This is a genomic window from Streptomyces sp. NPDC007901 (assembly GCF_042959465.1).
GTDB lineage: Bacteria > Actinomycetota > Actinomycetes > Streptomycetales > Streptomycetaceae > Streptomyces.
This window is the reverse complement of sequence record NZ_JBIBKW010000023.1, coordinates 109,801-134,400: the sequence shown is the minus strand read 5'-3', so window position 1 is coordinate 134,400 and position 24,600 is coordinate 109,801. Positions and strand designations below refer to the sequence as shown.

The window sequence follows — 24,600 nt, the reverse complement described above, 5'->3', positions numbered from 1 at the left end:
GCCGACCAATCGATCAAACAGGAGCGCACAACTTCACACATCTGACATGTTCATGAAGTACGCTCCCCGCTGATCGTTTCCCTTCTGTCCATGAAGGTCTGGGAGGACCCAGATGATCAAGGTAGGACTGTTCCATTCCCGGCTGACGGCGTTAACCGCCCTGTTCGGCATCCTGATGACACTGGTCTGGGCACTCCCCCAGTCCGCCACCGCCACCACCAAGGCCGCCGCCGACACCGCCTCGACGGCCTCGGCCGTGCCGACGCATCCCCTCTGCGCAAGACCCGACAAGCCCAACGAGATGGCCTGCTTCGCGGTCGCCCGCGACGATGTCCGGCAGACCGGCAAAGGCCTCCAACCCCTGCTGGCCCCCGCCGGGTTGGGCCCCGCCGACCTCCAGAGCGCCTACGACCTGCCGTCCGACGCGGCCGGGGCCGGGGTCACGGTGGCCATCGTCGACGCCTTCGACAACCCGAACGCCGAGGCCGACCTGGCCGTCTACCGCTCCCAGTTCGGCCTGCCGCCCTGCACCACCGCGAGCGGCTGCTTCCGCAAGACCGACCAGCGCGGCGGCACCGACTACCCCCAGCCCGACGCGGGCTGGGCCGGCGAGATAGCCCTCGACCTCGACATGGTCAGCGCCGCCTGCCCGCTCTGCCACATCCTGCTGGTCGAGGCGGACGACCCGTCCATCGACAACCTCGGCGAGACGGAGAACACGGCGGTCGCGCTCGGCGCCACGTACGTCTCCAACAGCTGGGGCGGGAGCGAGAGCGCGATCGGCGACCTGCCCGGCGACGCCTACTACAGGCACCCGGGCGTGGCGATCACCTTCAGCACCGGTGACCTCGGCTACGGCGTGAGCTACCCGGCCTCGCTGCCGTACGTCACGGCGGTCGGCGGGACCTCGCTGAGCCGGGACAGCGGAACGCCCCGGGGCTGGACCGAGTCCGCGTGGACCGGCGCGGGCAGCGGCTGCTCGGCCTACTCCCCCAAGCCGTCCTTCCAGACCGACCGGGGCTGCGACGCCCGCGCCGTCGCGGACGTGTCGGCCGTCGCCGACCCGGCGACCGGGGTCAGCGTCTACAACACGTACGAGGACCGCGGCTGGGGCGTCTACGGCGGCACCAGCGCGTCCGCCCCGATCATCGCCGCCACCTACGCGCTCGCCGGAACGCCGGGCGCGAAGACCTACCCCAACGCCTACCCGTACGCTCACACCGGCGACCGCGACGACGCGCCGAACGGCGCTCTGAACGACGTGACCTCCGGCACCAACGGCACCTGCGCCACCGCCGACCTGTGCACCGCCGGCCCCGGCTGGGACGGCCCCACCGGCCTCGGCACCCCGAACGGCACCGCCGCCTTCACCACCGGCCCGTACGGCACGCTGACCGGAAAGGTCACCGACCCCGGCACCGGCGACCCGGTCTCCGGGGTGCGGATCACAGCCGGCGCGAACGCCACGACGACCGGCGCCGACGGCACGTACGACATGACGCTCCCGGCGGGCACGTACGACGTGTCGGCCGCGAAGTTCGGCTACGGCAGCGCCGGGCCGGCCGCCGTCGAGGTCGGCGACGGCGCGAGCGCGACCCGGGACTTCACCCTCACCGCCCAGCCCCTGGTCACCGTCAGCGGGCGGATCCGGGACGGCTCCGGGCACGGCTGGCCGCTCTCCGCGGGCATCCAGGTCACCGGCGAGCCGTCCACCCGGACGTACACCGACCAGGCGACCGGCCGCTACACCCTCACATTGCCCGCCAACAGCACCTACACCCTCCAGGTCGACCCGGTCTACGCCGGCTACCAGGTCACGACGGCCGACCTGACGGTGGGCGCCAAGGCCGGCCGCAAGGACTTCGACATCCCGGTCGACGCCGCCGCCTGCGTGGCGCCCGGCTACCGGCAGTCGTTCAGCGAGGGCACCGAGACCTTCGACGGCACGGGGGCGCCCGACGGCTGGAGCGTCACCGGCAGCGGCCACACCTGGCGCTTCGACGACCCGGGCGAGCGCGGCAACCTCACCGGCGGCTCGGGCGGCTTCGCCATCGCCGACAGCGGCTACTTCGCCGACGGGCAGCGCACCTCCCTCGTCTCCCCGGTCCTCGATCTGACCGGCCAGGACACGCCCGCGGTCCGCTTCGGCACCTTCTACAGGAAGTTCTCCGACGCCTCCAAGGCCGACGTCGACCTCAGCGTCGACGGCGGTACGACCTGGTCCACGGTCTGGCACCGCGACACCGTCTCCGCCGGCCCAGGGACACAGAGCGTCGCCCTCCCGGCCGCGGCCGGGAAGTCCGCTGTCCGGGTGCGGTTCCGCTACACCGGCGACAACGCCTACTACTGGCAGGTCGACGACGTCGCCTTCGGCGGCATGACCTGCGCGCCGGTACCGGGCGCGTTGCTGTACGGGGCGGTGACGGACCGCAACACCGGCCGGCAGGTGAGCGGTGCGACGGTGAGCGGCAAGGCCGGCGCCACGGCGACCACTGCGGGCGACGGTACGTACGTACGCTTCGTGCCGCGGACGGGCCGTCAGCAGGTCGCGGTGAGCGCCGAGCACTACACCACGGCGACGAAGAAAGTGAGCTTCAAGACCAACCACGCCACCCGCCTCGACGCAGTGCTGCGCGCCGGACGGCTGGCGATCAGCCCGGCGGCGGTCGACAGGACCGTACGCAAGGGGAAGGCCACCACCGCCCAGGTCACCCTGCGCAACACCGGCTCGGCCCCGCTCGCCGTCAGCCTCACCGAGCGGTCCGGGGACATCCCGACGGCGACGACAGCCCACGCCACGGCCCCGCGGTACGTCCCCGGTGACTACAGCCCCGACCGGCTGACGAAGGCGAAATCCACGGCCACGGAAACGGCCACGGATGTGACCTCCGCCGCCTCGGCCTGGACCTCCGTCACCGACTACCCCACCCCCGTCATGGACAACGCCGTCGCCACCGGCCCGGACGGCCGCGTCTACTCGGTCGGCGGCATCGACGGCACCTCCGTCCTGTCCGGCGGCTACGTCTACGATCCCGTCACCGCCGCCTGGACGGCGATCCCCGGCGGCCCCGCCACCCCCCGCGAGGCACCCCAGTCCGCCTTCCTGAACGGCAAGTTGTACGTCACCGGCGGCTGGACAGCGGACGGTGCCACCGTGCCCACCACCGACGTCTACGACCCGCAGCACCACACCTGGTCCACCGCCGCCCCGGCGCCCGCCGGGTACGCGGCAACGGCCTCCGCCACGCTCGACGGCAAGTGGTACCTGGTCGGCGGCTGCGGATCGGGCTACTGCAGCGGCACCACCGCCGTGCGGGTCTACGACCCGGCCACCGACACCTGGACCGCCGCCACCCCCTACCCCGAGGCCGTCTCCTGGCTCGGCTGCGGCGCCGTCTCGGGCACCCTGTACTGCGCGGGCGGCATCACCGCGATCGAGGGCACGCGGCACGGCTACGCGTACGACCCGGCCACCGCCGCCTGGACCCCGATCACCGACCTCCCCACCGACCTGTGGGCCTCGGCCGCCACCACCGCCGACGGCCGCTTCCTCCTCTCCGGCGGGGTCAGCGACCTCCTCTCCGCCGTCACCAGCGTCGGCTACGCCTACGACCCGGCCGCCCGCACCTGGACGGCCCTGCCCGCCGCCGCCACGCCCCTCTACCGGGCCGGCGGCGCCTGCGGGTTCTACCGGGTCGGCGGCGCGCCGAGCGTCTACGACGCCCGTGCGAACGTCGAGCAGCTGCCGGGCCTCGACACCTGCGTCCCGGCAACCGACGTCCGCTGGCTCTCCGCTATACCCGTCACCCACACGCTCGCCCCAGGCGAGCGCCTGACCGTCACCGTCCGGCTGGACGCGGGCGTGAGGGCGGTGGACGTGGCCGGGACCTACACGGCCGCGCTCGCGGTCGGCACGGACACGCCGTACACGTACCCGGTCGTGCCGGTGCGGATGACCGTGCGGAACGGGTAGGTGAAGCCGAGACTGCGGACGAGGAAGGTGCCGATCATCAGCGTGCGGATCGCCGCCGGCCATCGGTGGGGGCTTTCCTTCGCAGCCTGGCCGGATCGGCTGACCGCGCCTCAGTGGTAGACACGCTGACTCCAACGGGAACGGCGCCGGTGAGGGCAGTGCGGTGGAGGAGGCGGGGGTGCCGCTGACGCGGAAGGCGCCGCCCCCATCCCCTGCGGACGGGGCTGGCCCCGTCCGCAGGGGATGGGGAACGAGACCGCGCGCGCCGCTTGGGCGGCCGAAGGCCGAGTTGATCCTTTCGGATGGGGAACGGGCTGCGCTGGAGGGGTGGGGCCGGCGCCGTTCGACGCCGCAGGCGTGGGCTCTACGGTGCCGGATCATCCTGGCCTGTGCGACGGGCGCGTCGAACAAGGACGTTGCGGCTCAACTCGGTTCGACGCCGCATGCGGTGGGCCGTTGGCGGTCGCGGTTTGTGGAGCACCGGATCGCGGGGCTGGGTGACATGCCACGCCCGGGCGGCCCCCGGACAGTCACCGACGAACAGGTCGCCGCCGTGGTCAAGCGGACACTGGAAGCGACACCGAAGAATGCCACGCACTGGTCGACACGGGCGATGGCCAAAGGGAGGGGCTTGTCGCAGTCGAATGTGTCGAGGATCTGGCGCACTTTCGGCCTGCAGCCGCACCGTTCGGAGACGTTCAAGCTGTCGGCCGACCCGTCCTTCGTCGACAAGGTCCACGACGTGATCGGCCTCTACCTTGATTCGCCCGAGCGGGCGTTGGTGTTCTGCGTCGATGAAAAGTCTCAGATCCAGGCACTGGACCGTTCCCAGCCTGTGCTGCCGATGATGCCGGGTCTCCCGCCGGGTGGTGTAGGCCGTGAGGATCTGCGCAGCGGGTCTGGCATGGACGAGCACCGTAGGGTTCGACATAACTGATCGACACCCTGGTCTTGATCGGGTTGGCTGGGTGGCATGCCAGAGCTGCGAACCGATCGTCTTCTGCTCCGCCGGTGGCGGGAGTCTGACCTCGAACCGTGGGCGGCTATGAATGCCGATCCTGAAGTCCGAGAACACCTGGGGGAACTGCTGACGCGGGAGCAAAGCGATGCCGCGGTGGCAATCATGCAGGCCGAGTTTGACGAGCGAGGTTTTGGGTGGTGGGCGCTCGAATCACGGGAGACTGGTGAGTTCATCGGCCGTGCCGGCTTGGACGAGGTGAGCGGGGACATGCCGTTCGCGGGAGTGGATATCGGTTGGCGGTTGATGCGTTCGGCGTGGGGTCACGGTTACGCCACCGAGGCCGCCCTGGCCGCCTTGGCTTTCAGCTTCGAGGCCCTCGGGGTGCCGGAAGTGGTGGCGTCGACGACCGTCCACAACCTTCGTTCCCAGGCAGTGATGCGTCGGATCGGCATGACCCGGGATCCGGCCGACGACTTCGAGGATCCGAGCGTGCCCGAGGGGCCGCTTCGCCAGTGTGTGCTGTACCGGATCCGATCGTGCCCCGCGAAGTGGTGTAGTCACTGGCCAAGCTGATTCGGTTCTGGCGGGGGAAGCTGCCGGTCGCTCTCGGCGGCTGTGGCGGTGAAGAGTTCAGCCATGGAGCCTTCGGAGAGGTAGCGGCGGTCGAAATCCTGCCACTCGTCGTGGAGTTCGGCCAGGACTGCCGCTGCGAGGCGGTCCAGGGCCGCAGGGTTGGGGAAGACCTGCACGACGTCTGCCCTGCGTTTGATCTCGCGGCTCAGCCGCTCCAGCGGGTTGGTCGACCAGATCTTCTTCCAGTGGGCCGGCGGGAAGTCCGCGAACGCGGTGCTATCCGTCGCAGCCTCCAGCAGCATCGTCCTAACCTGCGGGAACTCGGCCGTGGCCCGGGAGCGGTTCCTGGCCTGCGTCGCACTGACGACCTGGGCGGAACTGGCGGGGTTCGACGCTGTGGTCGCCGCAGCGCGCGATCCCGAACGGGCGCCCTGGTACGACATCCTCATCGACCGCAAGTTCTCCGTCGACAACACCTTCGCGCAACTGTCGTTGGCCGTTGGTGACAACGACGACCTCGCACTGGAGAAGGACACCTGGGAGCAACGGACAGAGGCCTTCCGGGCGTTGGTAAGGATCGCGGACATCAAGAACAGCACGTTCGCACACGCGCCGTCCGGGCACTTCCAGGCGAATGCCGCCTGGCTCACCCTCGCCGCCCTGGCCCACAACCTCACCCGCGCCACCGACCGCCTGACACGCCCTGCCCAACCCGCCCGAAGGGGCCCGAGACGTGTGGACATGGGGAAGAGCTGGGCAGACCAGCGGACACTGCCTGCCCAAACCACAGATCAACCGCCAGACCACTCGAACGACCCCGGAACGATCGCTCCTGAATCAAGCCGGTGGATCCGGGCTCAGTGGGTGCAGAGCCCTTGCCGTCGCCCCGTTCCGGCGTGTATCTATTACAACCGTAAGAAGAACGATCGTAATGTAACTGCACGGAGCCGCGGTCCTCGCGCCGTATCCGGGGAGGCCAGATGAAGACGACAAAGAGCATGAAGTGGATCGACGTGCCCACGCGCACGATCGATGTCGGCGGGGTGCCGTTCGCCTACCGCGAGCTCGGTCCGACCGGTGGTGTTCCGGTGGTGTTCCTGCACCACCTGATGACTGTCCTTGATGACTGGGACCCGAGGATCATCGACGGCACGCTGCCCGCCACCGGGTGATCACGTTCGACAACCGCGGGGTCGGCAGGTCCGGAGGATCCGTGCCGCCCGACGTCGAGGAGATGGGCCGCGACGCCGTCGCCTTCATCCGTGCGATGGGACTCGAGAAGGTCGACCTCTTCGGGTTCTCGCTCGGCGGCGGAGTCACACAGATGGTGGCCCTGCAGGCACCCGAGCTCGTGCGCCGGATCATCCTGGCCGGGACCGGTCCCCGCGGAGGCGGCGGCATCAAGGAGATCAACAAGGTCGCGGTCAAGGCGTACGTCAAGTCCGCGCTCACCCTGAAAGACGCCAGGACATTCCTGTTCTTCCCGCGCGACGCCGAAGGCAAGCGGGCCGCGAAGGACTACCTCGCCCGGCTCAAGGAACGCACCCAGAATCGCGACGAGAAAATCTCCCTGCAGGCTCGACGCGCGCAGCTGAAGGCCATCCGCGCGGCCGGACGGCAACAGCCGCAAGAACATGGTCACTTCGCTGGAGGCCAGCCTGAAGCGCCTCGGCACCGACTACATCGACCTGTACTGGGTCCACTTCCCCGACGACCTCACCCCCATGGAGGAGATCCTGCGCGGACTGGACGACCTGGTCAGCTCCGGCAAGATCCTCCACGCCGCCCTGTCCAACTTCCCCGCATGGCGCGTCTCCCGCGCCGCCACCCTCGCGGACCTGAAGAACTGGGCGCCGGTGGCGGGCATCCAGATCGAGTACAGCCTCGTCGAGAGGACTCCCGACCGCGAACTGCTGCCGATGGCCGAAAGCTTGGGTCTCGGCGCAGCCCTGTGGTCTCCGCTCGGCGGCGGACTGCTGACCGGCAAGTACCGCCGCAGCACCGAGGGACGGCTGAGCGACTTGAAGACGCTCGTGCACACCGAGAGCACCGACCAGAAGACCGCCGTCGTCGACACCGTCCTGGCCATCGCCGAGGAGACCGGCGCAACGCCCGCCCAGGTGTCGGTGGCCTGGCTGCGTGAGCGTGCCGCCCAGGCGTCCACCTCGTTCGTGCCGATCATCGGACCGCGCAGCCTCACCCAGCTCGACGACTACCTGGGCGCGCTGGACGTCCAGCTCACCCCGAAGCAGTTCGCGCGCCTGTCGGACGTCAGCGCAATCCCCCTCGGAGTGCCCCACGAGGCGACCGCTGGTGCCCGAGACGCCGTCCAGGGCGGTGACGCCTCCCTCGTCACCCAACCCGCGGTGCCCGCGGCCTGAGCTGCGGATCCTGCCGCTGGCGGCCCCATGCCGTCGACGCCCTTCCGTCCCGCATCGTGCGCACCATGCGGGGCGGAGCCGTTCGCCTGGCCGCGCCACGTCACTACCAGGTGTCACAGCCCCATCGTGTCGATCGATAAACAACGGTGTCCCGGCCATACCGAGCAGGCTCCACGACCAGGATGAGGCTCGCGAGGCATCTTCCCCGGGTGGGCGGCGCACCGCCGTGCGGCGGTCGCGGCGCCTCGACGGCTCTCAGACATCGTGTTGTCGTCGGCGGAGGTCTCCGGCACGTCCTGCGCCATATCCCAGTGCTCGACGATCTCTGCGCCCCGTGCCCGGAAGAGGTCCACGATGGCCCGGCCGCAATGGCTGAAGCGGCACATGGGAGTTGAGCTTCTCGAACGCCCCGAGGACCACCCACCTCGGATCTCCCCAACAGGGGATCAGGGCCCGTGGGCCGCTCGAGGTCGCGAAACCGATCCGAGCAGCCACGGGCCCTGTTGCCGCTGCGCCGAGCGCCCTGCTACATGTTGATCATGTGGCCAGCGAGGCCGTGGACGGCTTCCTTCACCGCTTCGCCCAGGGTGGGGTGGGCGTGAACGTTGCGGGCGACCTCGTGGACCGTGAGGTCCCACTGCTGGGCCAGGGTCAGCTCGGGCAGGAGTTCCGTGACGTCGGGGCCGATGAGATGGGCTCCGAGGAGCTCGCCGTACCTGGCGTCGCTGATCAGCTTCACGAAGCCGGTCGCGTCGCCCAGGCCGTGGGCCTTGGCGTTCGCGGTGAACGGGAACTTGGCGACCTGGACGTCGAAGCCCTTCTCCCTCGCCTGCGCCTCGGTGTAGCCGAAGCTGGCGATCTGCGGCTGGCAGAAGGTGGACCGCGGGATCATCACGTAGTCCAGCTCCATGGTCTCCGCGTCAGCGAGGGTCTCGGCGGCGATGACGCCCATCGCCTCGGCGGCGTGCGCGAGCATCAGCTTTGCGGTGACGTCGCCGATGGCGTAGATGTGCGGGACCGACGTGCGGCAGCGGCCGTCGACGTCGATCGCGCCACGCTCGGTGACCCGCACGCCCGTTTTCTCCAGACCGTAACCGGTGACGTTCGGCGCGAAGCCGATCGCCTGCAGGACCTTGTCTGCCTCCAGGACCTGCTGGGCTCCGTCCTTGCCGGTGACCGTGACGCGGACCTGTGCGCCCGACTCGTCGATCGACTCGACCCGGGTCGAGGTCAGAACGTCGATGCCCAACTTCCGGTACTGCTTGGCGAGTTCGGCGGAAACCTCGGCGTCCTCCAGCGGGGCGATCCGGTCCAGGAACTCGACGACGGTGACCTTCACGCCGTAGTTGTGCAGGACGTAGGCGAATTCGACGCCGATGGCCCCGGCGCCCGCGATGACGATGGACTGCGGCAGGTCCTCAGCCAGGATCTGCTCCTCGAACGTCACCACGCGCGAGGTACGGCGGGTGCCGGGCAACAGCCTGGGAGTCGCCCCGGCGGCGATGATGCAGTGGTCGAAGCCGATGGTGCGGGTGTTGCCGTCGTAGTCGGCCACCTGGAGCGTGTGCGGGTCGAGGAACGTGCCCCGGCCGCTGATTTCCGTGATCTTGTTTTTCTTCATCAGGTAGTGGACGCCCTTGACCCGGCCGTCGGCGACCTTCCGGCTGCGGCGGAAGGCCTCCCCGTAGTCGAAGGAGACCTCACCGTCGACCTTGATGCCGAAGGTCTTCGCCTCGCGCGTGAAGATGTGTGCGAGCTCGGCGTTGCGCAGCAGGGCCTTGGTGGGGATGCAGCCGACGTTCAGGCAGACGCCGCCCCAGTACTTCTCCTCGACGACCGCGACGCGCTTGCCCAGTTGGGCGGCCCTGATGGCGGCGACATATCCGCCGGGACCCGCACCGAGTACGACGACATCGAAGCGCTCACCCTGCTCGTCCATGGACGGCTTCCTTTCCACTGGGGCGGGCCACCCCCGCGAAGGGCGGACTCACTCCCGATCGAACGATCTGTTCATCAACACGCCGGCGGCGGCATCCGCCACCTCCCGCAGCAGGGAAACGGTGGAGGCGACCGTATGGTCCACCATCTCGAACGGCGGCTTCCCGACGTCAGCTTCAGCACCACGCAGCGGTGATCTATGCCCGGCCAGCTGTTGTCGTGCGCCCTGCCGCACGGGGGCGTTGACTGTCAGGCGGCGGTCTCCCTCGACTGCGGGGAGGAGTCCTCCGCCCGCAACACATAGGCCGCAGCGCCGGCGTAGGAAGCCTCGACGACAAGAACGGCGATCAGCAGCGCATGGGGCCACCCATCCACCACGATGCTGACCACGCGGCCCACAGCCAGGCCGCTCATGAAGGTGAACAGCGTGATGAGCGAAGTCCTGGTGTACCGCGGACTGGAGGCTCCCAGACAGAACAAGATCGCCACGGCTACGAACAGTGACCCAGAACCGCTCCTGAAAATGTTCGCCTCCGATGGCGACTGGATGTCGACCCCGTAGACGTCGAGCAAGAGGTGGGGAGCCAGGAGATAGATCAACCCGATCACGGCGATCCCGAGGCCCGCGGAACCAAGAACCATCTTCTTCAGGCTCATCTTTCTGATACCTCCGGTTTGGGAGCTCATCGAAGAAGCTCCAGAACATGTGGCACGAATTGCTCCTGGTGTGGGAACACGCCGCCAGGGCCGGCATCGGGGCAGATCCGAAGTGAGGCGTTCGGCAGGCGATGCGCGAGGTCGAACGATGCTCGTGTGGGAAGCATGCGGTCGCCCCCGGCGTTCGCGACCAGAACGGGATACCGGGTCGGCACGATGCGGCGCAGCACACTGATGCCCGGGGACGCACCCGCCACGAGGGCCACCAGCCGTGTCGCTGTCAATGTCGGCCCCCCGATCATTTATATTACGATCATACTACCATAAGCTCGAGAGGGCGTGGGTAATGGGTCGGGAGAAATTAAATTATGATCGTACGTTCAATGTGCTCGGAGGCGGCGACCAGCCGCCGGTCGGACGAGTGCAGGAATGTGCGGGTGCGATACGGACGAGACCGCAAGCAGGCGACGCGGCGGCGGATCATCGAGGCAGCCGGCCGCCAGCTCAAGGCCGACGGCATCGACGGTTCGGGGACCGCCGCACTCATGGCGGATACGGGACTGACCAACGGCGCGTTCTACCCCCATTTCGACTCCAAGGACGACCTGGTCGCTTCCGCGGTCGCCGACCAGCTCCGCGAGCAGTGCGAGACGCCGGGGGCGGAGGCGCCCGGCCATGCGGGGTCGAGGAGATCCTGCGTGCCCATCTCTCGGTACGGCACCGCGACAGCCCTGAACACGGCTGCCCGTCGGCCTCCCTGCTCGACGAGATCGCCCGCTGCGCGGACGCGACCAGACGCGCGTACACCGACGAGGTGCTCCCCGTCATCGACGACGCCGCCGCCCGAGTAGTGCCGCACGACCCGCGGTCGGCGCGCGTGCAGGCGTTCAGCGTCTACGCCTTGATGGTGGGGACGCTGCAACTCTCCCGTGCCCTGGTGGACCAGCAACTCGCGGACGTCGTCCTGGAACAGGGCATCCAGAGCGCCCTCACCCTGCTCGGCACTGAAGACCGGCGACAGGGCGCCGGCCGGAGCAGGGGCGTCCGCGTTTCGCCCGGCACCGGAGCCTGGCGGTGGGCACCGCCACCGCCCCGGGCTGGTGCCAGGTCGGTCATGGCGTCGCACGCAGGGGCGAACCGTGACGTCGACCGCGGCGTGAGAGCAGTGAAATTGCGGAGCGTGGGGTAGGCCGCGTGCGCGGCGCACCCGACCGAGGTGGGAGTGGGCGACATGGCACAGCTGCTCGCGGGGTTCGCACCGATCGAGGTGGACATCGACGGGATCCGTATCACCGGACGGCCGGCACCGGGCCACCGGCCCTGCTGCTGCACGGCTATCCGCAGACTCAGTGATGTGGCATCAGATCGCCCCCATCCTGGCGCAGCGCCACACCGTCGTGCTGACGAATCTGCGCGGCTACGGCGGCTCCGCGAAACCGGTCGTCGGCGCCGACCATACCGAGTACAGCAAACGCGCCATGGTCGCGGACCAGGTCGCGGTGATGGCGAGCTTCGGCTTCGACACCTTCGCCGCGGTCGGACACGACCGCGGCGCCCGCGTCGTGCACCGGATGTGCCTCGATCACCCCGCCCGGGTCAAGCGCGCCGCCGTCCTGGACATCGTGCCCACCCGGCACGTCTTCCCCACCGCGGACACCGCCTTCGGGGTAGCCGTCTCTCGCCCGTGTGGGTCATTCGGCCTGCCATGAGACTGTGCTCAGCTGCGCGACGGTGTGGTGCCCGAGGCCGGCGGGCACGTCGAGCCCCGCCGCGGTGAGGATCTCGCGAACCCGCTCTTCGGCGCGCTCACCCAGCCCGTCGTAGCCGTGCTCGAACAGGCGCCGGGTCTGTTCACGGGGCCAGCCGGTGGGCATCAGGTGCTGCGGTAGTTGCGGATCGAGGGCGGGGAACCGGCGGTACGCGTCCATCGGCCGGGGCCTGGCGGCCAAGGCCTCGCCCCCGCGGACCCGCTCGTCCCGGGGCGTCGCCAACCACCGCCATTCCTTAACGAATATGGCGACCCGGCCTGGGTCATGCACACCGCGGCGCTGCCGCAACCCGGCCAAGGCATCACCACACGCTGCGGTCAGGCCGGTCACTTCGGCGACGTCGGCGAGCAGCCGGGCACCGGCGTGACCGACCACGCCACGCCCGTCAGCACTCACGATGATCTTCGGACGCGACCCGGTAGCCCTCACTCGGCAGGTGCCTTCCATGGCGAACGGTCAGGGCCTTCGGCAAGCCAGATCATCCCAGATGGCAGGCACCTTCCTCATTTCCGATCATGAACCGCGGGCAGGCTTCCTGAAAGGCCCGGGCTAAACGGCCCTTCCGTAAGCCAGGAACGGCCGCAGATGCGCCAGCATCGCTGTCGGCTGCTCCTCCGGGATGAAATGGCCGCACTCCGGGATCTCGGCACCGGTGACGTCGTCCGCGTACTCGCGCCAGATCTCCAGCGTCGGCAGGCGGGACGGCAGCCCCACGGAACCCCACAGCGCCAGTACCGGCAGCGTGAGACGACGGCCCTCGGCGGCGTCGATATCGTCGAGGGCGACGTCCTGCTCCATGGCGCGGTAGTCGTCGAAACTCGCGCGCAAGGCACCCGGATGGGAGAACGCCCGGACATAGCCGTCGACCGCTTCGGATGTCAGACCGTGGCGGTTGTAGGTCCACCGCGCTCTGGCGGGGCTCGGCGTGGGGCACGGCGACCGTGTCGTCATCTACATGCCGATGGTCCCCGAAGCCGTGGTCGCGATACTGGCCTGTGCACGGATCGGCGCGGTCCACTCGGTCGTCTGCGGCGGCTTCGCCCCGCGCGAACTCGCCCTGCGCATCGACGACGCCGAGCCCAGGTGGTGGTCTCCGCGTCCTGCGGCATCGAGGGCAAGCGGGTCATCGCGTACAAGCCCCTGCTCGACCGGGCGATCGAACTCGCTGCCCACAAGCCGCAGAAGAGTGTGATCCTGCAACGCCCGCAGGAACCGGCCGAGTTGGGGCCCGATGATCTCGACTGGGCGGATCTGATCGCCGCCGCGTCCCCGGCCGGCTGCGTTTCCGTCGCCGCCACCGATCCCCTCTACATCCTCTACACGTCCGGAACGACCGGAAAACCCAAGGGAGTCGTACGCGACTGCGGCGGCTACGCGGTCGCCCTCCACTGGTCGATGGGCGCCGTCTACGACGTGGGCCCCGGCGAGACCATGTTCACCGGCTCCGACATCGGCTGGGTCGTCGGGCACTCGTACATCGTCTACGCGCCCCTGCTGGCCGGCGCCACGACCATCCTGTCCGAGGGCAAGCCGGTCGGCACACCGGACGCCGGCCAGTTCTGGCGCGTCGCCGCCGAGCACCGGGCCAAGACCATGTTCACCGCGCCCACCGCCTTCCGGGCCATCCGCAAGGAGGACCCGCAGGGGGCACTCACCGCCGGTTACGACCTGACCGGCCTGCGTCACCTCTTCCTCGCCGGCGAGCGCCTCGACCCCTAGACCTACCACTGGGCAAGCGATCTCCTGGGCATCCCGGTCATCGACCACTGGTGGCAGACCGAAACCGGCTGGCCCATCGTCGCCAACCCGGTCGGAATCGAAACCGCTCCCCTCAAACCCGGCTCCCCCACCCGCCCGCTCCCGGGCTGGGACGTCCGTGTCCTCGACCCCTCGGGCGAGCCCGTACCCGCGGGCGTCGACGGCGCGATCGTCGTCAAGCTCCCCCTGCCACCCGGCGCACTGCCCACCCTCTGGAACGACGACGACCGCTACGTCGCCTCCTACCTCACCGGCGACAGCGGCCACATCGACGACGACGGCTACGTCTTCGTCATGGGCCGCACAGACGACGTCATCAACGTCGCCGGACACCGCCTGTCCACCGGCAGCATGGAAGAGGCCCTCGCCACCCACCCCGACGTCGCCGAATGCGCCGTCATCGGCGTCGCCGACGCCCTCAAGGGACAGGTGCCGCGCGGCTTCGTCGTCCTCAAGACAGGCAGCGACCGAGAACCGGGCGAGGTCGAGGCCGAACTCGTCCAGCTCGTCCGCGAGCGCATCGGCGCCGTCGCCTCCCTCAAGGACGTCACGGTCGTACCGGCCCTACCCAAGACCCGCTCGGGAAAGATCCTGCGCAAGACGATGCGCGGCATCGCCGACGGCCACGACGAACCCATCCCCTCCACAGTGGACGACCCCGGCGTCATCGAAACCCTGCGCCCGGTCCTCCGCCGCACCGATCACACGCCGTGAACGGCTGCCCCAGGACATGAGCCACAAGAAGCACGTTCCACACCGACGGACGACGTCGGTGCCGATCACCTCGCACGCGGTGGACAGTCCTGCGACGCTCCGCCGGACCGCCCAGGCGGCCCCGGACGGCTGTCCGGACCCGGCACCCGACGCCAGGGTAGACACACACCTGTCCGGAAGGCTCGGAGCCGGCTCGCGTACGGGCCACCGGACAACCCCTGTCGGCTCCGCGTCACCGCCGACGATGTCCGGCCGGCGATGTCGGCGGGCCATGAGCCCACCCCGGGCCCGCACTCCGTGCTCCTGGTCCCGCAGTGGGCCCGCGGAAGCCCGCTGGGACTCGCACCGTTCGTCCGGCGTCAAACGGCAGACCCCTTCGACGACGAACTGCTGCCGTCCAGGAGATCGCCCCCAGGGCAACGGCGAACATCGCGCATGACCCTGCGCCCCCGCGGTCGAGGGAGTCCGGCATCGCCGCACAGAGATCACCCTGCGCAGGTCAAACAGTGAGAGGGGAGGAGGCGGAAGAGGGGTGAGGCATCGGTGCGTGTGGGGCAAGTCTCGATTCACCGGTTGCCGCTGAGGGTCACCCTTGAGAGGAAGGCACCGGGAAGAGCATGCAGCTACTGGTGGCATGCGCGAGCGGCCGGTCCGTCCCGTCAAACAACTGCGCCTGCGCGAGGGCGGTTTGACGACTCTGGCTGACAACCGTGCCGATCGCCCGCACCGTGCCCGTGTCCACGGTGATCCGCCGCAGGAACTTCACCGTCAAGTCCAGCGAGGTGTACGCCACGCGATGGCGGGCCTCGGCGTGTGGGACCGCACGGCCAACGAGACCGGGTGGACCGCGTTGCTCGGCGAGCGGCGCGGCGGCCCGGACGTCTCCCCGTACGCCGCCCCGGCCCGCGTGGAGGATCTGTCCGGGCTGCCACCGGCCTTCCTCGACGTCGGCTCGGCCGAGACGTTCCGCGACGAGGTCGTCACCTACGCCACCCGCCTGTGGCAGGCCGGCGGAGTCGCCGAGCTCCACGTATGGCCCGGCGGCTTCCACGGCTTTGACGGCCTCGTCCCCCAGGCAACCTTTTCCCAGGCCTGCCCGACGGCCCGGATGGAGTGGCTGCGCCGACTGCTCGCGGAGTAACGGGGCAGGCTGGAGCCCGAGGGGCACGCGGCCGACGGACTCGACGGTGCGGAGTGCCGACCCGGCTCGGCCGACTGCCGCTGTTGGTCGCTGGAATGACCGGTCGTGCTCGCCCGTGTTCGTTGCCGGTCGAGTCACCCCTGCCCGCGGCTGTCATGGCAGGGATGACGTCTTGGCGTTGTGGCAGCGTGAACAGGTGGTCCGACGGTCAGGATCCGGTGCTGTAGCGGCTGAGCATGAGGGCGACGGCTTCGTCCACGATCGCGGCGTCGGTGGGGTTGGGCGGGACGAAGTCGGTCCGTACGAGTTGGGGCCACAGGAACTGGCTGCAGATCATGCCGAGGAACTGTTCGGCGACTTCGGATGCCGACTGTGGCTGTCCGTCGGCCGAACGGAAGTCGAGTGTGCCGGCCTGTGCCTCGGCGTCCAGGTAGTCGCGGAGCCGGTCGAAGAAGGGTCCGCGGTCGATGGCGAAGCCGGTGCCGACGATGTCGGCGAGTTCCGGCATCTGGGGCAGCTCGGTGATGATGAGGCGGCACAGCGCCGCCGTGCCCGGCCGCGCGACCAGGCAGGCGTAGTCACGGCCGATGTGGTCCAGACCGTACCGGGGATCACCGGGCGGGGGCGGTGCGGCGTACTCCACATCCAGCTGCCACTGTTCGGAGGTGACGGCCGCGAACAGCGCGGCCTTGGAGGGGTACCGCTTGAAGAGGGTGCCGGTGGAGACGCGGGCCTCCTTGGCGATCTGAGCCAGGGAGGTCTTGTCGTATCCCCGGGCGAGGAAGAGGTCGCGGGCGGCGCGGATAATACGCGCACGGTTCTCCGCTTTGATCTGCGCGTGATACCCGGCTTTGGTCTGCGCGTCAGACCCGGCCTGGCACGTATCGCCACCGGCCTCCGCTCGGCCCGCCACCGACATACCCACGCACCTCGCTCTACTCCCGGCCGCGTCCCCGCTGTCAGAGGACGGTCTGGCCGCCGTCCAGGATAAGGTCCTGGCCCACCGCGAAGGCGGAGGCATCGGAGGCCAGGTACACGACGGCCTCCGCGACCTCCTCCGGCAGACCCATGCGGCCCAGCGGGATGCCGGCGCTGATCCCCTCCAGCACCGCCGCCTGCACCGCGGGGTCCTCGATCCCGAGCTTGGCGTACAGCGGGGTGTCCACCGGACCGGGGCTGACCGCGTTGAACCGGATGCCGTGCGACCTGAGCAGGTCCGCGTTCCACGACCGCATCAGAGAGCCGACAGCCGCCTTCGTCGCGGCATAGGCGTTCGAATGCCCGTAGCCGCCGTGCGCGCTGCTGGACGCGTTGAGGATGACCGAGCACGGGTTGGCCAGCACGGGCACCAGGGCCTGAGTGAGAAAGAAGACGCTCTTGACGTTGATGTCGAAGAGCCGGTCGAAACTGTCCTCCGTGTGGTCCTCGAACGGCCGCCAGTCCGAGACCCCGGCGTTCAGGAACACCACGTCCAGCTCCCCGAAGTGCTCACCCACCCGCTTGGCCAGGCCGCGCTGCGCATCGAGATCGCGCGCATCGGCCTGCACGACGGGCACCTTGTCCCCGAGGACCTGTCGCGCCCTGTCGATGCTGGCCGGGGTGACGCCGGTGACCAGCACGTCGGCGCCCTCCGCGACAAAACGCTGCGCGGTCTCCAGACCGATGCCGCTCGTGCCGCCGGTGATGAGGGCGCGCTTGCCCGCAAGACGATTCATGTTCGCTGTTCCTCGCCGAGAAGTAAGGTAAGTCGATCGACTCACCAATTGAAGGTAGCTCCCGCGCCACGCTTAAGGCAAGTCGATCCACTTACCATCGGCGGCCCGGGGTGGTTCTGCTGAGCCGGGAAGGTGGCGAGCGAGCGGGCCGCTTCCGGCGACCGAAGCTCCTGAGATCCACGCCGCGGGACGCTGTTTTAGCGCCCCGCCGATATGCCCAGAGCCCGATGAGCGCCGTGAGATTTGCGCGGGGCCGCCCAGGCCGGGAAGGCCACCATCTCCCGACTCCTCACCGACGGCCGCGACATGGCATTCGAGTTGCGCACGCCTTGCACACCGGCGGCATGGATCGTCGCTGCGCGAGCGGGGTGAGGCCCGCCCCGCCTCGAAACCGAGCGGAGTCAGGCAGCGTCGACGAATATGTCGAGCGCGAGATCACCCTCGAATCCGGCAGGGCTGTAGACGGACAGGTCGGTGACGCCTTCGTCGAGCAGGACCTCGTCGTCGATGAACAGGTTGGCGGTGCACGTGCGCGCGTCACGCGTGAGGACGGCGTACGCGGCGTCAGCCATGATCTGCGGACTACGGGCTTGTCCGGCGCCGCCGACCACGTTGCGTACGGCGGCGGTGTCGATCAGGGTTCGCGGCCACAGCGAGTTGGCGGCGATGCCGTCGGCGGCGAGTTCCTCGGCGAGCCCGATGGTGCACAGACTCATCCCGTACTTCGAGAGCGTGTAGCCGAGATGCTTGCCCACCCAGTGCGGCGCGAGGTTCAACGGCGGCGAGAGGGTGAGGATGTGCGGGTTGTCCGCCGCGCGCAGGTGCGGGATCGCGGCCTTGCTCAGCAGGAACGTGCCTCGCGTGTTGATGTCCTGCATCAGGTCGTACCGCTTCATCTCCAGCTGCTCCGTCGACGACAGGTCGATCGCGCTGGCGTTGTTCACCACGATGTCGATGCCGCCGAAGGCAGTGACCGCGGCGTTGACGGCGGTGCGTACGTCGTCCTCGTTGCGGACGTCGCCGACGACGGCCAGCCCCTTGCCGCCCGCGCGCTCGATCTCCTCGACCGCGGTGTGAACCGTGCCTTCGAGCTTCGGGTGCGGTACGGCGGTCTTGGCGAGCATCACCACGTTCGCACCGTCGCGGGCCGCACGCAGGGCGATGGCGAGTCCGATGCCGCGACTGCCTCCCGACATCAGGACGGTCTTGCCGGCCAGCGTCCGTGTCATGGTCGAACCTCCACAATCGATTGGGGAACTAATCATACGCGACACGAATGATATGGTCCGCGCATGACTTCCACTCCCGCACGCCAGAGCGACCGGCTCTACCACGAGCTCCTCGCCCCCGAAGAGACCCGGTCCGTACGCGCCGCCGTGCGCCGGATCGCGGAGCAAGAAGTGGCTCCGCACGCCGCGGCGATCGCGAACGGCGACGAGCGCACCGACGGCTTCCCCCGGCAGGTGTTCGACGCGCTCGCATCGGCGGGGGTCTTCCGGATCCCCTTCCCCGGCGAGGTCGGCGGCGACGGTCTGACCCACCCGGCGACCGCCACCGCCGCGGCGATCGAGGAACTCGCCTACTACTCCAGCAGCGTCGCGGCCGTCTTCGACGTGCACTGCATCCTGGCGGGCAACGCCCTGCGGCAGGGCACCCAAGAGCAGCAGCAGCGCTGGCTGCCCAAGGTCGCGGAGGGCTCGGTGGTCGGCGCGTTCGCCACCACCGAGCCGGACGCCTCCAGCGACCTGTCTCCGCAGGCCGTTCGGACCGAGGCCGTACGCACCGAGACCGGCTGGGTGCTCAACGGCCACAAGCGGTGGATCTCCAACTCGCCCGTGGCCGCGTTCGTGGTGGCTCTCGCCCGCACCGGCGAGCGGCTGAGCATGTTCATCGTCGACACAACGCTTCCGGGCGTTCACGTCGGCCTTGCCGACCGCAAGATGGGCAACCGCGGCCAGCTGACTGCGGACATCCGCTTCACGGATGTGCACCTGTCCGACGACGACCTCCTCGGCGGCGCCGAGGGACAGGGGCTGCGCCACGCACTGTCCACACTGACGTATGGCCGGATCGGCATCGCGGCCGCCGGGGTCGGCATGGCACAGGCCGCCTTCGACCACACTGTGGCCCACCTGTCGACGCGGCACGCCTTCGGCAAGCCGGTGGCCGCCAACCAGCACTGGCAGTTCCTGCTCGCCGAGCGGGCCACCGAGATCGACAACGCCCGCACCCTCGTCACCAAGGCCGCCCTGCGCCTGGACGCCGGCAACCCGTCCCCGGAACCCGAGGCCGCGATGGCGAAGTACTACGCCACCAAGCTGTCGGTGGACATGGCGCGCGACGCCGTCCAGGCTTTCGGAGGCCTCGGCTTCGCCCGCGAACTGGGCGCCGACGGAAGCCCCGGCCCCGTCGAGGCGATCTACCGGGACAGCAAGATCGGCGAGATCTACGAGGGCACCAACGAGATCCAGAAGTGGGTCATCGCCCGGCAGATCTTCGGCCGGACCATCGTCGGCTGACGGCCCCGCGCATTCCCTGCCCTCGAGCCCCGATTCAGCGCACCGAGATCGCTGCCCCGGTCCGGTCACCTCATGGGTCCGGCCACCTCAGGCCTTCTCGTACGATGGAGCCAGACGATACGCAGGGCTAACCATAGGCGGGATAATCGATGTCCGAGGCTCCGCTGGTACCGGGGACAGTGGCCGAACACACCATCTGCCTGCTGGTCAAACTCGGACAGGTGGCCTTCAGGATCGCCGAAGACGGCCTCAGCGGAACCGGCCTGCGCGTGCGCCACTACAGCGTCCTGCAGGCCCTGGCCGACAACGGCGCCATGCCGCAACTGGCGCTCGGCTCGTTCCTGCGCATCGACCCCGCGACGATGGTGACAAGTCTCGACGACCTGGAGCGGGCCGGATACGCCGAGCGGACACGCGATCCCCAGGACCGGCGCCGCTACGCCGTCGACATCACCGACGACGGGCGCAAGGTCCTGGCCGACCTCAACCGCACACTCGTCGGTCTCGACACCGAAATCCTCCCCGACCTGGGCACCACTGAACGGCACTCGCTCCACACCCTGCTGGGCAGCCTCGCCGGGAGTCCCGCTCTCACCGCCATGTTCGACGCTCTCAGAGAGCAGAGCGGCGCGAAAAGGGCTTAACAGCAGGAGGAGATCTCCACCGTCCGGGGCACGAGGGCACCTTCTACTGCCACTTCCCGGACACGAAGGCGATGTTCGCCGAGCTCTACACCGAACTGCTACAGCAGGTCGGCGCCCTGAGCGACGCGACATGCGAGGCGATCCGTGCGACAAGGCCGGACCAGCCCGCCATGACCGCGGTCGCCGACCTCACGCACGCCTTCCTGCGGCGGACCATCGACGACCCCCTGCACCGAGAGCTGATGGCCCAGGACCCTTCGGTCCTGGGAGAGCAGTTCCGGCACATCAACGACACCGTCGCCCAGCCGCCGATCGAACGGCTGCTGACCGTTCTGGCCGAACGCGGTGAACTGCAACCAGACGTTCCCGTCGCCACTGTCGCCCGGTTGCTGCTGGCCGGCCTGTGCGAGGGCAACCAGATCATCGTCGCCTCGGCGGCCGGGAGGAAGCCCTGACCAGGACGTGCCATGTGATCAGCCTGATGATGTCGGGCCTGGCGGCCGACAGCATCGGTGCCCGCGATCGGCCCGCCGCCCGCCTATGGCGACCCACCTCGGCACCCATGGCCTGTCGTTACTGTGCCGCCTCGTCCTCGATGTCGCGGACCAGGTTGATGGCCCGGCCCAAGGTGGCGAGTCGGGCGTCGAGGCTCTCACCAGCGGGATAAAAACGGACGGTGTCGACACCGACGTCGCGCCACACGCGCAGCCGCTCGCGCACCATGTCCTCGGTCCCGATCAGCGTCGTCGCCAGCACCATCTCGTCGGTGATCAGGTTAGCCGCGTCGTCCCGGTCCCCGGCCTGCCAGCGGGTCCGGACCTCGGCCGCGACCTCGGCCCAACCCTGGCGGCTGTAGGCGTTGTTGTAGAAGTTCGTGGTCGCCGATCCCATGCCGCCGAGGCTGAAGGCCAGCTTCTTGATTTCTTCGAGGGTGAAGGCCATGTTGGCTTCGAACTCCCGCATGCGCACGAAGACGATCTTCTGCTCCTTGTCCGGCATACGATCGATGGCGAACGACAGGCCGGAGCGGGCGGGTCCCATCTGCATCCATTCCCGCAGCAGAGTGCCGCCGTTCTGCGACTCCAATGTGAACCGCCACAGAGCGGTGGGGTGCTGCGGATCCTCGACCGCCCAGGAGAGCGTCCTCGGTGGCTCGTACTCGACGATGTGGGACGTGGTGGCCCACTCCCCCAACGCGTCATGCTTGCTCCGGCCGACGAACCGGGCTCCCAGAGCAGGGCCGCTCCCGCCGTCCAGCCATTCCACCGACTGCAGCTCGGAACTGATACGCGGCATCAGCTCGATGTCGGAGACCAGCGTCCACACCTGCGTCGGAGCGGCGGCGATCCACGTGGTGACCTCGACCGTCGGCTTGTCCGCGTAGCACGCGCCCGTCCACTCCATGATCCGCAGCCTCCCTGCCCGCCAGGAACACCCACATGAGCTCCTGGCCAGTAAAGTTGCGTAGATAGACCCACCTGTCAAGGGTGACGTGACCACCACGGCACTGCCGAGTCAGCCCGCGAACCGCTCCCGCACATCCGGACGTTCGGCCAAATGTGGTGGGTAGCCGGGGCCCATCCGGGGGCGGGTGTTGTCCGCGGTCATGGGCTCGCCGCAGGCGGCGCAGACCACCTCGGCATGCGTCTCCTGCCCGCACGCCTCGTGGCTCATCGTCACCGGCGGGCCCGCCTCACCGGACAGCCAGCGGTCCCCCCACCGGTTCATCGCGAGCAGCACACCGTAGAAGTCACGCCCCTTCTCGGTGAGCACGTAGTCATGGCGAACCGGCTCCGTCTGGTACGGCCCCTTCTCCAGCAGCCCCTCGTCCACCAGCCGGCGCAGCCGGTCCGTCAGCGTGTTGCGGGCGATCCCGAGCGACTCCTGGAACGCGTCGAACCGCCGGATCCCGTAGAACGCCTCTCGCAGCACCAACGGTGTCCACCAGTCCCCGAGCAGATCCATGGTCCGCGCGATCGAGCAGGGCCACTGCGCAAAGGATGTCCGCCTCATGAGGGCCAGCATAGGTTCGTCCAGTCTTGAGACCCAGCAGATGGGCCGAGCGCGAGCGGTGCGCGGACTCTTGTGCTCCCTCAATAACGAAGTTATGTTGCCGCCATGAAACGTGACTTGCTGGGCAAGAAGCTGGTTGTTACCGGAGCGGCACGCGGCATCGGCGAGAAGGTGGCCCGGCTGGCCGCCGCCCGAGGGGCCCGGGTGACCGTGATAGGCCTCGAAGCCGATCGGTTGCGCGCCCTCGCCGACGAGCTGGGTCCCGCCGCCGCCTGGCGTGAGGCCGATGTGCGCGACGGAGCCGCCCTACGGTCGGCGATCGACGAGGCCGCTGACGTCATGGGCGGCATCGACCTCGTCGTCGCCAACGCCGGCGTCGTGGCGTACGGGACGGTGCGGCAGACGGACGAGGCGTCGTTCGAGCGGGTCCTGGACATCAACCTGAACGGCGTGTTCCGCACCCTCAAGTACGCGACGCCCCATCTGGAGCGCAGCCGGGGCCACGTGCTGATCGTGGCGTCAGCGCTGTCGTTCATGCCGCTGGCCGCGATGGCCTCCTACGGCGCGAGCAAGGCGGGGGCCGAACTGCTGGCCCTGACCTACCGCCAGGAGGTGGCACACCTCGGGATCACGGCTGGTGTGGTGCACCCCTCCTGGATCGACACGGACCTCGTCCGGGGCGCCGAGGCGGACCTCCCCTCGTTCCAGGGCCTGCGCGCGCGACTGCCCTATCCGGGCAACGTCACCACCAGCGCCGACCGGGCGGCCGCCGCGATCGTCGACGGGCTCGCGCGCCGACGCAGCCGGGTGTACGTCCCACGCGCGGTCGTCGTGGCCAACTGGGCCAAGGCGGCGCTGAATTCACCGCTGGCCTGGCCCTGGGCGAGGCGCTTCGCCGCCCGGGCGGTTCCCTCCCTCGAACGCGAGGTCGCAGCGCTGGGCAGGCATGACCAGCTCACCCCAGGGGCCGATACCCCTGCCGCCGAGACCAGGTCGTCCTAGTCACGCCCGGGACAGCACCCAACCGCCCGACTTCTCAGCGGCCTTGGACGATCGAGTCGTACAAGCGCAGGCCGGCCTCGTGGGAGGCCTCCGCACGTTCCCGCTTGTCACCCAGCCCGACACAGAAGTTCACGCCCATCGGCAGGAGCACCTGCACCACGGCGTCGTCGAACTCGACGAAGTGCTCGGCCAGTTCGAGGGTGATGTAACCGTGCACGAAACTCCACAGCTGGGCGGCGATGACCTCGGGTTCCTGCCGCTCGACCCTGCCGGAGTCCACGAGCCGTTCGCACGCCGCGGTGACATGAGCGTGGGCCTCACGAAAGGCCGGGGAATGCCCGCTCAGGCGAAGGTCCGTGTCCGGCAGAGGCCGGTACGTCGCCCGGGTGGACAGCCCGAACATCAGGTCATAGAGGTGAGGGTTCTCGCGGGCCAGCCGACGGCAGCTCAAGTTCATGGCCAGGAGTTCGGCGATCGGGTCCTCCGTCACCGGCACCTGGGCGAACGCTCTGCCGAGTTCCTTGAACCCGTGGTCGGCAACAGCACTCATCAGCTCCGGAATCCCACCGAAGTGGCTGTAGACCACCATCGTCGACAGTCCGCTCGCGGACGCCACCGCGCGCACCTTCAGAGCCGACGGACCCTGTTCGGCCAGCAGACCGATGGCCGCCCGCACAAGCCGTTCCGGTGCGTCATCGACTCTCGCCCGCCCTGCCATGTTCCGCACGCCTCCACCGTTGACACACCCAAAATAACTTGGTTATGTAATTCTTCACGGCAATAGTACACATCGCATGTGACGTGCCGACCTGGATACGACGTTCGCCCTCGGACACGTCAGC

22 protein-coding genes and 7 pseudogenes are annotated in these 24,600 nt (G+C 69.1%); 16 read left to right on the top strand and 13 right to left on the bottom strand.

Annotated features, from left to right (window positions below):
* Nucleotides 1-112: 112 nt before the first annotated feature.
* The 3 genes and pseudogenes from ACFZDK_RS46120 to ACFZDK_RS46110 all read left to right on the top strand — a co-directional run bounded on the left by ACFZDK_RS46120 (nucleotide 113) and on the right by ACFZDK_RS46110 (nucleotide 5,507).
* On the top strand, nucleotides 113-3,973 hold the full coding sequence (locus ACFZDK_RS46120; RefSeq protein ID WP_390982546.1) for a carboxypeptidase regulatory-like domain-containing protein: 3,861 nt from the start codon (nucleotides 113-115) through the stop codon (nucleotides 3,971-3,973).
* Nucleotides 3,974-4,262: 289 nt separating this feature from the next.
* Nucleotides 4,263-4,835 (top strand): annotated as a pseudogene (locus ACFZDK_RS46115) (IS630 family transposase); the annotation flags it as partial.
* Nucleotides 4,836-4,946: 111 nt separating this feature from the next.
* A complete protein-coding gene (locus ACFZDK_RS46110; protein ID WP_390982543.1) occupies nucleotides 4,947-5,507 on the top strand; it encodes a GNAT family N-acetyltransferase in 561 nt (186 codons plus the stop codon).
* Here the strand turns inward: ACFZDK_RS46110 and ACFZDK_RS46105 are convergent.
* Nucleotides 5,505-5,827 (bottom strand): annotated as a pseudogene (locus tag ACFZDK_RS46105) (transposase); the annotation flags it as partial. The gene ACFZDK_RS46110 and the pseudogene ACFZDK_RS46105 overlap by 3 nt on opposite strands.
* A gap of 7 nt (nucleotides 5,828-5,834) precedes the next feature.
* Here ACFZDK_RS46105 and ACFZDK_RS46100 point away from each other — a divergent pair.
* From ACFZDK_RS46100 to ACFZDK_RS46085, 4 genes and pseudogenes are all read left to right on the top strand, one after another.
* Nucleotides 5,835-6,491, top strand: a complete 657-nt coding sequence (locus tag ACFZDK_RS46100) for a hypothetical protein (protein ID WP_390982598.1) — start codon at nucleotides 5,835-5,837, stop codon at nucleotides 6,489-6,491.
* Nucleotides 6,488-6,679 carry an alpha/beta fold hydrolase gene (locus ACFZDK_RS46095; protein WP_390982540.1) on the top strand — a complete coding sequence of 64 codons (192 nt, stop codon included), beginning with the start codon at nucleotides 6,488-6,490 and terminating at the stop codon, nucleotides 6,677-6,679. Before ACFZDK_RS46100 ends, ACFZDK_RS46095 begins: the two co-directional genes overlap by 4 nt.
* Nucleotides 6,676-7,038 (top strand): annotated as a pseudogene (locus ACFZDK_RS46090) (alpha/beta fold hydrolase); the annotation flags it as partial. The gene ACFZDK_RS46095 and the pseudogene ACFZDK_RS46090, both read left to right, overlap by 4 nt.
* Before the next feature lie 103 nt (nucleotides 7,039-7,141).
* On the top strand, nucleotides 7,142-7,888 hold the full coding sequence (locus tag ACFZDK_RS46085) for an aldo/keto reductase (RefSeq protein WP_390982537.1): 747 nt from the start codon (nucleotides 7,142-7,144) through the stop codon (nucleotides 7,886-7,888).
* 526 nt (nucleotides 7,889-8,414) lie between these two features.
* Here the strand turns inward: ACFZDK_RS46085 and lpdA are convergent.
* The 3 genes from lpdA to ACFZDK_RS46070 are packed head-to-tail and all read right to left on the bottom strand — an operon-like array spanning nucleotide 8,415 to nucleotide 10,483.
* Nucleotides 8,415-9,827 (bottom strand): dihydrolipoyl dehydrogenase, encoded by a 1,413-nt coding sequence (gene lpdA / locus ACFZDK_RS46080; protein WP_390982534.1) that lies wholly within the window; start codon nucleotides 9,825-9,827, stop codon nucleotides 8,415-8,417.
* A gap of 48 nt (nucleotides 9,828-9,875) precedes the next feature.
* The gene (locus tag ACFZDK_RS46075; RefSeq protein ID WP_390982531.1) at nucleotides 9,876-10,061 is read right to left on the bottom strand and encodes a hypothetical protein; all 186 of its coding nucleotides are present in this window, start codon (nucleotides 10,059-10,061) and stop codon (nucleotides 9,876-9,878) included.
* Between the two features lie 14 nt (nucleotides 10,062-10,075).
* Nucleotides 10,076-10,483: a DUF4345 family protein gene (locus tag ACFZDK_RS46070; RefSeq protein ID WP_390982528.1), complete on the bottom strand. Its 408-nt coding sequence runs from the start codon at nucleotides 10,481-10,483 to the stop codon at nucleotides 10,076-10,078.
* 368 nt (nucleotides 10,484-10,851) lie between these two features.
* Between ACFZDK_RS46070 and ACFZDK_RS46065 the strand changes: the two are divergent.
* The 3 genes and pseudogenes from ACFZDK_RS46065 to ACFZDK_RS46055 all read left to right on the top strand — a co-directional run.
* A pseudogene (locus tag ACFZDK_RS46065) lies at nucleotides 10,852-11,040 on the top strand (hypothetical protein); the annotation flags it as partial.
* Nucleotides 11,041-11,126: 86 nt separating this feature from the next.
* Complete coding sequence (locus ACFZDK_RS46060; protein ID WP_390982608.1) at nucleotides 11,127-11,672, top strand: hypothetical protein; 546 nt, start codon at nucleotides 11,127-11,129, stop codon at nucleotides 11,670-11,672.
* 163 nt (nucleotides 11,673-11,835) lie between these two features.
* Nucleotides 11,836-12,192, top strand: a complete 357-nt coding sequence (locus ACFZDK_RS46055; protein ID WP_390982525.1) for an alpha/beta fold hydrolase — start codon at nucleotides 11,836-11,838, stop codon at nucleotides 12,190-12,192.
* Here the strand turns inward: ACFZDK_RS46055 and ACFZDK_RS46050 are convergent.
* Together ACFZDK_RS46050 and ACFZDK_RS46045 are read right to left on the bottom strand one after the other, a co-directional pair.
* Nucleotides 12,175-12,648: a PaaX family transcriptional regulator C-terminal domain-containing protein gene (locus tag ACFZDK_RS46050; RefSeq protein ID WP_390982522.1), complete on the bottom strand. Its 474-nt coding sequence runs from the start codon at nucleotides 12,646-12,648 to the stop codon at nucleotides 12,175-12,177. The two genes, ACFZDK_RS46055 and ACFZDK_RS46050, sit on opposite strands and share 18 nt — an antisense overlap.
* Before the next feature lie 153 nt (nucleotides 12,649-12,801).
* Nucleotides 12,802-13,203, bottom strand: a complete 402-nt coding sequence (locus tag ACFZDK_RS46045; RefSeq protein ID WP_390982606.1) for an alpha/beta fold hydrolase — start codon at nucleotides 13,201-13,203, stop codon at nucleotides 12,802-12,804.
* Here ACFZDK_RS46045 and ACFZDK_RS46040 point away from each other — a divergent pair.
* Nucleotides 13,163-14,724, top strand: a pseudogene (locus ACFZDK_RS46040) (AMP-binding protein); the annotation flags it as partial. The gene ACFZDK_RS46045 and the pseudogene ACFZDK_RS46040 overlap by 41 nt on opposite strands.
* A 586-nt stretch (nucleotides 14,725-15,310) precedes the next feature.
* Here the strand turns inward: ACFZDK_RS46040 and ACFZDK_RS46035 are convergent.
* A pseudogene (locus ACFZDK_RS46035) lies at nucleotides 15,311-15,517 on the bottom strand (PaaI family thioesterase); the annotation flags it as partial.
* Between ACFZDK_RS46035 and ACFZDK_RS46030 the strand changes: the two are divergent.
* Nucleotides 15,515-15,865, top strand: a pseudogene (locus tag ACFZDK_RS46030) (alpha/beta hydrolase); the annotation flags it as partial. The pseudogenes ACFZDK_RS46035 and ACFZDK_RS46030 sit on opposite strands and share 3 nt — an antisense overlap.
* A gap of 208 nt (nucleotides 15,866-16,073) precedes the next feature.
* On the opposite strand, the gene ACFZDK_RS46025 reads toward ACFZDK_RS46030, so the two are convergent.
* From ACFZDK_RS46025 to ACFZDK_RS46015, 3 genes are all read right to left on the bottom strand, one after another.
* A complete protein-coding gene (locus tag ACFZDK_RS46025) occupies nucleotides 16,074-16,784 on the bottom strand; it encodes a TetR/AcrR family transcriptional regulator C-terminal domain-containing protein (RefSeq protein ID WP_390982519.1) in 711 nt (236 codons plus the stop codon).
* A gap of 40 nt (nucleotides 16,785-16,824) precedes the next feature.
* The gene (locus ACFZDK_RS46020) at nucleotides 16,825-17,580 is read right to left on the bottom strand and encodes an SDR family oxidoreductase (RefSeq protein WP_390982516.1); all 756 of its coding nucleotides are present in this window, start codon (nucleotides 17,578-17,580) and stop codon (nucleotides 16,825-16,827) included.
* 401 nt (nucleotides 17,581-17,981) lie between these two features.
* Entirely contained in the window at nucleotides 17,982-18,809 is an 828-nt protein-coding gene (locus tag ACFZDK_RS46015; RefSeq protein WP_390982514.1) for an SDR family oxidoreductase, read from the bottom strand.
* Nucleotides 18,810-18,872: 63 nt separating this feature from the next.
* On the opposite strand from ACFZDK_RS46015, the gene ACFZDK_RS46010 reads away from it, so the two are divergent.
* The 3 genes from ACFZDK_RS46010 to ACFZDK_RS46000 all read left to right on the top strand — a co-directional run bounded on the left by ACFZDK_RS46010 (nucleotide 18,873) and on the right by ACFZDK_RS46000 (nucleotide 21,198).
* Nucleotides 18,873-20,099 (top strand): acyl-CoA dehydrogenase family protein, encoded by a 1,227-nt coding sequence (locus ACFZDK_RS46010; protein ID WP_390982511.1) that lies wholly within the window; start codon nucleotides 18,873-18,875, stop codon nucleotides 20,097-20,099.
* Nucleotides 20,100-20,248: 149 nt separating this feature from the next.
* Nucleotides 20,249-20,743, top strand: coding sequence for a MarR family transcriptional regulator (locus ACFZDK_RS46005; RefSeq protein ID WP_390982509.1), 495 nt, complete (start codon nucleotides 20,249-20,251; stop codon nucleotides 20,741-20,743).
* A gap of 71 nt (nucleotides 20,744-20,814) precedes the next feature.
* A complete protein-coding gene (locus tag ACFZDK_RS46000; RefSeq protein ID WP_390982506.1) occupies nucleotides 20,815-21,198 on the top strand; it encodes a hypothetical protein in 384 nt (127 codons plus the stop codon).
* Between the two features lie 118 nt (nucleotides 21,199-21,316).
* Here the strand turns inward: ACFZDK_RS46000 and ACFZDK_RS45995 are convergent, their stop codons facing one another.
* Together ACFZDK_RS45995 and ACFZDK_RS45990 are read right to left on the bottom strand one after the other, a co-directional pair.
* Entirely contained in the window at nucleotides 21,317-22,147 is an 831-nt protein-coding gene (locus ACFZDK_RS45995) for an LLM class flavin-dependent oxidoreductase (protein WP_390982503.1), read from the bottom strand.
* A gap of 111 nt (nucleotides 22,148-22,258) precedes the next feature.
* The gene (locus tag ACFZDK_RS45990; protein WP_390982500.1) at nucleotides 22,259-22,756 is read right to left on the bottom strand and encodes a winged helix-turn-helix transcriptional regulator; all 498 of its coding nucleotides are present in this window, start codon (nucleotides 22,754-22,756) and stop codon (nucleotides 22,259-22,261) included.
* Nucleotides 22,757-22,861: 105 nt separating this feature from the next.
* Here ACFZDK_RS45990 and ACFZDK_RS45985 point away from each other — a divergent pair, with 105 nt between their 5' ends.
* Nucleotides 22,862-23,758 (top strand): short-chain dehydrogenase/reductase, encoded by an 897-nt coding sequence (locus ACFZDK_RS45985; RefSeq protein ID WP_390982497.1) that lies wholly within the window; start codon nucleotides 22,862-22,864, stop codon nucleotides 23,756-23,758.
* Nucleotides 23,759-23,792: 34 nt separating this feature from the next.
* Here ACFZDK_RS45985 and ACFZDK_RS45980 read toward each other — a convergent pair whose 3' ends face one another.
* Nucleotides 23,793-24,476: a WHG domain-containing protein gene (locus ACFZDK_RS45980; protein ID WP_390982595.1), complete on the bottom strand. Its 684-nt coding sequence runs from the start codon at nucleotides 24,474-24,476 to the stop codon at nucleotides 23,793-23,795.
* Nucleotides 24,477-24,600: the final 124 nt, after the last annotated feature.

What these genes read in the sequence shown, in the direction of transcription:
- ACFZDK_RS46120 (WP_390982546.1), top strand. Translation starts at nt 113, where the DNA reads ATGATCAAGGTAGGACTGTTCCATTCCCGGCTGACGGCGTTAACCGCC.
- ACFZDK_RS46110 (WP_390982543.1), top strand. Translation starts at nt 4,947, where the DNA reads ATGCCAGAGCTGCGAACCGATCGTCTTCTGCTCCGCCGGTGGCGGGAG.
- ACFZDK_RS46095 (WP_390982540.1), top strand. Translation starts at nt 6,488, where the DNA reads ATGAAGACGACAAAGAGCATGAAGTGGATCGACGTGCCCACGCGCACG.
- ACFZDK_RS46085 (WP_390982537.1), top strand. Translation starts at nt 7,142, where the DNA reads ATGGTCACTTCGCTGGAGGCCAGCCTGAAGCGCCTCGGCACCGACTAC.
- lpdA (WP_390982534.1), bottom strand. Translation starts at nt 9,827, where the DNA reads ATGGACGAGCAGGGTGAGCGCTTCGATGTCGTCGTACTCGGTGCGGGT.
- ACFZDK_RS46070 (WP_390982528.1), bottom strand. Translation starts at nt 10,483, where the DNA reads ATGAGCCTGAAGAAGATGGTTCTTGGTTCCGCGGGCCTCGGGATCGCC.
- ACFZDK_RS46055 (WP_390982525.1), top strand. Translation starts at nt 11,836, where the DNA reads ATGTGGCATCAGATCGCCCCCATCCTGGCGCAGCGCCACACCGTCGTG.
- ACFZDK_RS46045 (WP_390982606.1), bottom strand. Translation starts at nt 13,203, where the DNA reads ATGACGACACGGTCGCCGTGCCCCACGCCGAGCCCCGCCAGAGCGCGG.
- ACFZDK_RS46025 (WP_390982519.1), bottom strand. Translation starts at nt 16,784, where the DNA reads ATGTCGGTGGCGGGCCGAGCGGAGGCCGGTGGCGATACGTGCCAGGCC.
- ACFZDK_RS46020 (WP_390982516.1), bottom strand. Translation starts at nt 17,580, where the DNA reads ATGAATCGTCTTGCGGGCAAGCGCGCCCTCATCACCGGCGGCACGAGC.
- ACFZDK_RS46015 (WP_390982514.1), bottom strand. Translation starts at nt 18,809, where the DNA reads ATGACACGGACGCTGGCCGGCAAGACCGTCCTGATGTCGGGAGGCAGT.
- ACFZDK_RS46010 (WP_390982511.1), top strand. Translation starts at nt 18,873, where the DNA reads ATGACTTCCACTCCCGCACGCCAGAGCGACCGGCTCTACCACGAGCTC.
- ACFZDK_RS46005 (WP_390982509.1), top strand. Translation starts at nt 20,249, where the DNA reads ATGTCCGAGGCTCCGCTGGTACCGGGGACAGTGGCCGAACACACCATC.
- ACFZDK_RS46000 (WP_390982506.1), top strand. Translation starts at nt 20,815, where the DNA reads ATGTTCGCCGAGCTCTACACCGAACTGCTACAGCAGGTCGGCGCCCTG.
- ACFZDK_RS45995 (WP_390982503.1), bottom strand. Translation starts at nt 22,147, where the DNA reads ATGGAGTGGACGGGCGCGTGCTACGCGGACAAGCCGACGGTCGAGGTC.
- ACFZDK_RS45990 (WP_390982500.1), bottom strand. Translation starts at nt 22,756, where the DNA reads ATGAGGCGGACATCCTTTGCGCAGTGGCCCTGCTCGATCGCGCGGACC.
- ACFZDK_RS45985 (WP_390982497.1), top strand. Translation starts at nt 22,862, where the DNA reads ATGAAACGTGACTTGCTGGGCAAGAAGCTGGTTGTTACCGGAGCGGCA.
- ACFZDK_RS45980 (WP_390982595.1), bottom strand. Translation starts at nt 24,476, where the DNA reads ATGGCAGGGCGGGCGAGAGTCGATGACGCACCGGAACGGCTTGTGCGG.